Here is a 7,309-nt window from a genome sequence, read left to right as displayed (position 1 = left end):
AACTGGAGGACCGAACCCACGTATGTTGAAAAATGCGGGGATGACTTGTGGATAGGAGTGAAAGGCTAATCAAGCTCGGAGATAGCTGGTTCTCCTCGAAAGCTATTTAGGTAGCGCCTCGTATCTCACCATTGGGGGTAGAGCACTGTTTGGGCTAGGGGGTCATCCCGACTTACCAACCCCATGCAAACTCCGAATACCAATGAGTGCAATTACGGGAGACACACGGCGGGTGCTAACGTCCGTCGTGGAAAGGGAAACAACCCAGACCGTCAGCTAAGGTCCCAAAGTTACAGTTAAGTGGGAAACGATGTGGGAAGGCTTAGACAGCTAGGAGGTTGGCTTAGAAGCAGCCATCCTTTAAAGAAAGCGTAATAGCTCACTAGTCGAGTCGGCCTGCGCGGAAGATATAACGGGGCTAAACTGTACACCGAAGCTACGGATGCTTAGTTTACTAGGCATGGTAGAGGAGCGTTCTGTAAGCCGTTGAAGGTCAAGCTGTAAGGCAGGCTGGAGGTATCAGAAGTGCGAATGTTGACATGAGTAACGATAAGGGGAGTGAAAAACTCCCCCGCCGGAAGACCAAGGTTTCCTGTCCCATGTTAATCAGGGCAGGGTGAGTCGGCCCCTAAGGCGAGGCAGAAATGCGTAGTCGATGGGAAACAGGTTAATATTCCTGTACTTGCATATATTGCGATGGAGAGACGGAGAAGGCTAGGCCAGCACAGCGATGGTTGTCTGTGTTTAAGGCGGTAGGCTGGTGACTTAGGTAAATCCGGGTTGCCTTAAGGCCGAGAACTGATGACGAGCCCTCTTTTGGGTGAAGTGGTTGATGCCATGCTTCCAGGAAAAACTTCTAAGCTTCAGATATATGGGAACCGTACCCCAAACCGACACAGGTGGTCAGGTAGAGAATACCAAGGCGCTTGAGAGAACTCTGGTGAAGGAACTAGGCAAAATGGTACCGTAACTTCGGGAGAAGGTACGCCGATTTTGGTGATGGGACTTGCTCCCTAAGCTGAGATTGGTCGAAGATACCAGGTGGCTGCGACTGTTTATTAAAAACACAGCACTCTGCAAACACGAAAGTGGACGTATAGGGTGTGACGCCTGCCCGGTGCTTGAAGGTTAATTGATGGGGTTAGCTTCGGCGAAGCTCTTGATCGAAGCCCAAGTAAACGGCGGCCGTAACTATAACGGTCCTAAGGTAGCGAAATTCCTTGTCGGGTAAGTTCCGACCTGCACGAATGGCGTAACGATGGCCACACTGTCTCCACCAGAGACTCAGTGAAATTGAAATCGCAGTGAAGATGCTGTGTATCCGCGGCTAGACGGAAAGACCCCGTGAACCTTTACTATAGCTTCACAGTGAACTTTGAACCTACTTGTGTAGGATAGGTGGGAGGCTTTGAAACCAAGACGCTAGTTTTGGTGGAGCCACTCTTGAAATACCACCCTGGTATGTTTGAGGTTCTAACTCAGGTCCCTAATCGGGATCGAGGACACTGTGTGGTGGGTAGTTTGACTGGGGCGGTCTCCTCCCAAAGAGTAACGGAGGAGCACGAAGGTGTGCTCAGCATGGTCGGAAATCATGCGAAGAGTGTAAAGGCAAAAGCGCGCTTAACTGCGAGACAGACACGTCGAGCAGGTACGAAAGTAGGTCTTAGTGATCCGGTGGTTCTGTATGGAAGGGCCATCGCTCAACGGATAAAAGGTACTCCGGGGATAACAGGCTGATACCGCCCAAGAGTTCACATCGACGGCGGTGTTTGGCACCTCGATGTCGGCTCATCACATCCTGGGGCTGAAGCCGGTCCCAAGGGTATGGCTGTTCGCCATTTAAAGTGGTACGCGAGCTGGGTTTAGAACGTCGTGAGACAGTTCGGTCCCTATCTGCCGTGGACGTTTGAGATTTGAGAGGAGCTGCTCCTAGTACGAGAGGACCGGAGTGGACGAACCTCTGGTGTTCCGGTTGTCACGCCAGTGGCATTGCCGGGTAGCTACGTTCGGACGGGATAACCGCTGAAAGCATCTAAGCGGGAAGCCTCCCTCAAGATGAGATCTCACTGGAACTTTAAGTTCCCTAAAGAGCCGTTGAAGACTACGACGTTGATAGGCAGGGTGTGTAAGTGCTGTGAGGCATTGAGCTAACCTGTACTAATTGCTCGTGAGGCTTGACCATATAACGCCAAAATGGTTTAGCGTTATATTACGATTTAAAAAGATGGTAAAACATCGCAAGCTGGTTTGAGGCTTGGTTATCGTTAACTTCTCTAATGAAGAGAAGACTATTCAAAAAGTATTGTTAAAGCATAAGCAAATTCGTCAATGAATAAGCCACAAACAGAGCTTGTTCTGACAAACAGAATTTCTTGATAATCACAGAGCGTCTGAACCACCTGATCCCATCCCGAACTCAGAAGTGAAAAGTCGCATCGCCGATGGTAGTGTGGGAGTTCCCATGTGAGAGTAGGTCGTTATCAAGATTGAATTATAAAAAGCCTGATCTTATGATCAGGCTTTTTTTTGTCTGAAATTTACTAGGTAAAGGGTAAGAGACGACAACATCTGAACCACCTGATCCCATCCCATTGTCTAAAAAGAGCCAGAAGTGAAAAGTGGTATCCTTAATGTTTTTGTGGGAGTTCCCATGTGAGAGTAGATCGTTATCAAGGTTACTCTCTAAAGATAAGTAGCCTGATCACTGATCAGGCTTTTTTTTTGCCTAAAATTTATGAGACGACAACGCATCGCCAAGAGTAGGTAATCCCCCCGAAAAATAATAGATATCAGTAGTAGAGTTTACTAAAAAGCTAATTATCGAACTGATAATTAGCTTTTGCTTACTGGCCTAAACACAGATTGAGAGGCTCATCTTAATCTGTATCTTTGAACTACTTATTAGGCTATTGGTTAAATCTAGTATGGAAAGCTTTTAGGCGTGCCTCAAGATCTTCTAGCTGTTCATCCTGCACTTGTGAGACACAAGCTCTTGCACCGTTTATCTGTTCTGAACCTGTATTATTCAAAGAGATAGCACTGATACCATGATAAAGCAGGTTAGTTAGTAGGGCGTCACCATCTAGATTTGGATGGAAGAAGGTGAAGTAGAAACCATCACTGAGTGGTGTTCCATTGTCTTCAGCGTAGACAATTTCAAAACCATATTTAATGAATAAGGCTTTCATTTTCGCCGCTCTATCTTGATATACCTTAGTTAGTTTTAAAAAAGGTAGCTGGCCATCGTTTGATGCTTTTAACATAGCACTTAGGCCATATTGTGTTGAGTGCGTTACACCTGCGGATAAGCCCGCTAAGGCGCCAAAAATTATGGCTTTACCAAATTGGTCATGGGTGAAATTTGAATTGAGAGTTGGGTATTGGCGTTCAAACAGGGCGTCTGAAATGACGAGGTTTGCGATTCTTTGCCCTGCATAGCTAAACACCTTCGAACTTGAAATCAGTAAGATGTATTCATCTGTATAATGAGCAATACTTGGCTGATAAGGTCCTTCACCTGGAACGCTATAATCTTCTCTATAGTCCATGCCAAAGTAAGCAAGATCTTCTATCACAATCACATCATACTTTTTAGCTAAAACCGCTATCGTCTTTAACTCTTCTTCGTTAAAGCAAATCCAAGCAGGGTTATTAGGATTAGAGTAAAGGAGTGTTGTGTATTTGCCACTTGCTAAATGCCTTTCGAGTTCTGCTCCAAGTGCATCTCCTCTGTGGTTGTAAACATCGAAGCTTCCCCATGTTTGACCTATCATTTCTAGCTGGCGCTTTTGATTAGGGAATCCTGGATCAATAAAGAGGGTCGCGCCTTTTTCTTTAGTTCGATTACCTACTAGGAAAGAGGCTAGTGCGCCTTGTGCTGCACCCACAGTGGGAAAACAACCAATTGGGCTTACTTTGATATTCATAAACAACTCACAGAAGCGACTGATCTCCTGCTTGAGTTGTGGTATGCCTTCAAGCATGGGATATTTTGAGGCTACACCAGACTCCAGCGCTTGAATCTCTCCTTCAATCCCTATGCTAGGTGCTGGTAACCCCGGTACTCCCATTTCCATACGGATGTACTTTTCACCTGTGTCTGACTCAATCGTATTCACTAATGCAACGAGTTCTCGAATAGATGCTTTAGCAAGAGAGGGGATCTTGGCTTTGTCTAATGCATTACTGACTTTATGAAAATTTATTGGGGTGTTATCTGTTGTTACTTTGGTCATCATATTTCTACTCTGCTAAAACTGTCTTATTTAATAAGGTTAGAAATATGTTACCTCATACAAAAAAGTGGTTTGAAACATTTAGCGCGAGGATTTTTTGCTTAGTCATTTCAAAAAATAATGCGAGATAATAAAGGGCCGACTCTGAAGACAGGTTTTCATCTTTGTGCTAGATTAGGCGAGTAAGCTTCAGAGTAATTCGCTTTCACAACTAACGCTTTTCAATGTAGATAATGATTTCTCCCACCTTGAAACCAAATTTAGTCATGTCTGTCTTATTAAAGAGTCGATCTTGATCCAGTAAAAACATCCAATCATCAAGTGTGACAGTATAGTTTTCGCCTTCTACCTCAATCTCAAGATCATACTGCCAATATAGTGCAGAGCCTTGAGTTCGGCCTTTTGCTATACCAATAACATCTGCAGCTTGCCCTATGTAGTTATTGTCCCCTACTTTTTCTAGTTGCCATATTCTGATTGACTTCTCTCCATCATCGAATTCAAACCATTCTTTAATTTCTCCTTTATTACCTTGCCAATCAGCCATCATTTTTACATTGAAACGTCTTAGTAAGTTGCCTGAGCGATCTAATATCATGCCATAGGCAACAAGCTCACCTTGAAAAAAAGTTTCTAGCTTCAGTTCAGGCGAACTACCCAGATGCTTATCTAGGCTAGGTGAGCTACAAGCCATGATTGATAGGCTGATAAAAATAAGCGTGATTATTTTGATTAATTTTGTCATGGGTTTTGCTATTCGTCTTTTAAAGCGTTTATTGAATAAAATAGTCATTGTGAGAGCCCTAATAACTGTTTTCTTAATTTGGGTTCTGAGGTGTTTTCGGATAACCAAATAGCCATAAAGGCAGGACCAAATGTTGTGTCTTTAATCACTCCAATTGGCTCAAGGTTTAAAAAAAACTGGCTTTGTCCTTGTGAATCTAACTTAAGAAGCAAACTGTCTTTTTTCTGTACGTCTGGAAATAAACTCGTTAAAGGCTTTAGCCATTTATCTATTTCTTCACTGGTGTAGTTAAGTTTCTGCCATTGATCCTTGGTGGCATCGACTAACGCTTTACTTGAAATCGTTTTTTGATAGATGATTTTCAGTGCTAACTCATCTTGATCTTTGAAGTCTACTTGCTGATTTGTACCGTAGAGTTCTGCTTGATACAAGGTCCAAAATAAGTAACTCATTTCTCCTTCACCTAATTTTGTTAGATGCTCTATGGGAGTGGCATATGCCTGTGAGCTGATGAAAATAATCATTAACCAGTACTTCATATATCACCTAACTTGATAGAAATCAGAGGGAATAAGTTGTCTATATACTTTAACTAGCAGAGGAAAAACGATGGCCCAACTTAAAGCTAAATAGATTAAACTTGTACTTGTTGATAAATGGCTATTACTTAAGGCGCCAGTCTTTATGCCTCCCCAGTAACTTAAAGTCCCTCCAACTGCACCAACTAAAGCTAAAATCCAATAAGCTTGTTTGGTAAACCAAATAAAACTGTGGTTAAAGCTGATACTGAACATCGCCCATAACATGATTAACCAAATAGGAAAAAAGCTAGCATCAGCTTTAAATGTGCCAATATAAAAGTGCAAGCTATCGACACAAACCCCAACCCCAATGAGAGCAAGCAGCTTAATATCCGTTTTCGGACTAGGAGATAGGTAAAAATTCAAACAAATAAAAGCGAAAATAATAGGGGCAGCATATTCAGTTAAAAAAGCGGCCACTAGCCAACTTGCTTGAAAGAGCCCTAAATTAATAAGCCAAAACCACTTCATCTTCTGCACCCTGGTACCTAGGTTTTCTTGCAACTATATGGTGTGTACTGATAACGCGTTCTAAAAAAGCGCCTTCACAATAACTCAAGTAAAATAACCAAAGGCGTTTGAACTCTTCGTTATAACCTAACTGTTTAAGTTGCTCCCACTCCTTCTCGAAAGCCTGTTTCCAGTCGTCCAAGGTCCGAGCATAATGCAAGCCGATATCATTAATTTGATGTATCACCATATCGGTACTTTTTTCAAAGTGGCGAGACATTTCTGCAATGGAAGGTAAGCAACCTCCAGGGAAAATATATTTTTGAATAAAGTCCACACCCTTTCGGTATTGTTCATAACGAGTATCGGCAATAGTGATGGATTGAATGAGCATCTTGCCACTTGGCTTAAGTAGGTTTGAGCAGGTAGAAAAAAAAGTAGGCAGAAACTCATGTCCCACTGCTTCAATCATTTCGATAGATACTAACTTGTCATATTGCCCTGAAAGCTTTCTATAATCTTGTTTGAGAAGGGTGATTTTATCTTCTAGACCAAGTTCATTAACTTGTTTTTGAGCATAATCAAACTGAGCATCTGAAATAGTGGTGGTTGTGACTTTGCAGCCATAATTTTGAGCCATATAAATCGCTAAACCACCCCAGCCAGTGCCAACTTCTACAACATGGTCATTCGCGGTCAAGCTAAGCCGCTCGCAAATGGTTTTCATTTTGTTTATTTGAGCTTGGCTTAGGTTTTGCGCTTTATCATTGTAGATGGCAGAAGAATACTGCATAGAAGTATCTAGAAAGCCTTGGTATAAATCATTGCCAATATCGTAGTGGGCAAGAATATTACGCTTAGATCCTTGTTCTGAATTTATGTTTTTACGTCTTAAAAAAAGGTTTTTTAACTTAGATAACCATCTCATATTTCTTTCTATTTTATCTAGCTCCATAGAGTTTCTTGCCATAACTTGTATGACTTTAGTCAGGTCTGGGCTGGTCCATTTAGAGTCAAGAAAAGCCTCAGCTGCACCTATGCTGCCATTAGCTAGAACATCCTGATAAAAGCTTAAATCACTTATCACTATTTGCCCTTTCAGATCCGTATTTTCATCACCAAAAAAATGACTATCATGAGTTTCAATCAACTCAAGTTGCGCATCTTTAAGTTGGCTAAGTAGGGCAAAAATGATGCGACGACTTTGAGAAACTTTGCCGTCAACCTCAACTGAATTGAGGTGATTTTGCTTAAATTGCTGTCTTTGCTTAACAATATTTTCCATGGAGAACCTCACA

The 7,309-nt window shown here is 42.4% G+C and carries 5 protein-coding genes and 2 rRNA genes (1 of these 7 running past the window's edge); 2 read left to right on the top strand and 5 right to left on the bottom strand.

Features of this window, described 5'->3' with window-relative positions; all coding sequences use genetic code 11:
- Positions 1-2,182: ribosomal RNA gene (locus Q0A08_RS11685) — 23S ribosomal RNA — on the top strand; it begins 706 nt to the left of the window's first position.
- A gap of 189 nt (positions 2,183-2,371) precedes the next feature.
- Positions 2,372-2,486 (top strand): 5S ribosomal RNA (gene rrf, locus Q0A08_RS11680).
- A 420-nt stretch (positions 2,487-2,906) separates the two neighbouring features.
- Here the strand turns inward: rrf and Q0A08_RS11675 are convergent.
- The 5 genes from Q0A08_RS11675 to Q0A08_RS11655 form a co-directional block, all read right to left on the bottom strand.
- Positions 2,907-4,238, bottom strand: coding sequence for a pyridoxal phosphate-dependent aminotransferase (locus Q0A08_RS11675; protein ID WP_438467447.1), 1,332 nt, complete (start codon positions 4,236-4,238; stop codon positions 2,907-2,909).
- Positions 4,239-4,446: 208 nt separating this feature from the next.
- Positions 4,447-4,980, bottom strand: coding sequence for a DUF3833 domain-containing protein (locus Q0A08_RS11670; RefSeq protein ID WP_438467445.1), 534 nt, complete (start codon positions 4,978-4,980; stop codon positions 4,447-4,449).
- Between the two features lie 44 nt (positions 4,981-5,024).
- Positions 5,025-5,519, bottom strand: a complete 495-nt coding sequence (locus Q0A08_RS11665; protein ID WP_438467443.1) for a chalcone isomerase family protein — start codon at positions 5,517-5,519, stop codon at positions 5,025-5,027.
- A gap of 3 nt (positions 5,520-5,522) precedes the next feature.
- A complete protein-coding gene (locus tag Q0A08_RS11660; RefSeq protein WP_438467441.1) occupies positions 5,523-6,032 on the bottom strand; it encodes a DUF2878 domain-containing protein in 510 nt (169 codons plus the stop codon).
- Complete coding sequence (locus Q0A08_RS11655; RefSeq protein ID WP_438467439.1) at positions 6,010-7,296, bottom strand: class I SAM-dependent methyltransferase; 1,287 nt, start codon at positions 7,294-7,296, stop codon at positions 6,010-6,012. Before Q0A08_RS11655 ends, Q0A08_RS11660 begins: the two co-directional genes overlap by 23 nt.
- Positions 7,297-7,309: the final 13 nt, after the last annotated feature.

The organism is Marinomonas sp. PE14-40 (assembly GCF_051623805.1).
Taxonomy (GTDB): Bacteria; Pseudomonadota; Gammaproteobacteria; order Pseudomonadales; family Marinomonadaceae; genus Marinomonas.
The sequence above is the reverse complement of the archived record's forward strand: the minus strand, read 5'-3'. Positions and strand labels throughout refer to the sequence as shown.

Coding starts and splice junctions, on each gene's coding strand:
- Q0A08_RS11675 (WP_438467447.1), bottom strand. CDS start 4,238: ATGATGACCAAAGTAACAACAGATAACACCCCAATAAATTTTCATAAA.
- Q0A08_RS11670 (WP_438467445.1), bottom strand. CDS start 4,980: ATGACAAAATTAATCAAAATAATCACGCTTATTTTTATCAGCCTATCA.
- Q0A08_RS11665 (WP_438467443.1), bottom strand. CDS start 5,519: ATGAAGTACTGGTTAATGATTATTTTCATCAGCTCACAGGCATATGCC.
- Q0A08_RS11660 (WP_438467441.1), bottom strand. CDS start 6,032: ATGAAGTGGTTTTGGCTTATTAATTTAGGGCTCTTTCAAGCAAGTTGG.
- Q0A08_RS11655 (WP_438467439.1), bottom strand. CDS start 7,296: ATGGAAAATATTGTTAAGCAAAGACAGCAATTTAAGCAAAATCACCTC.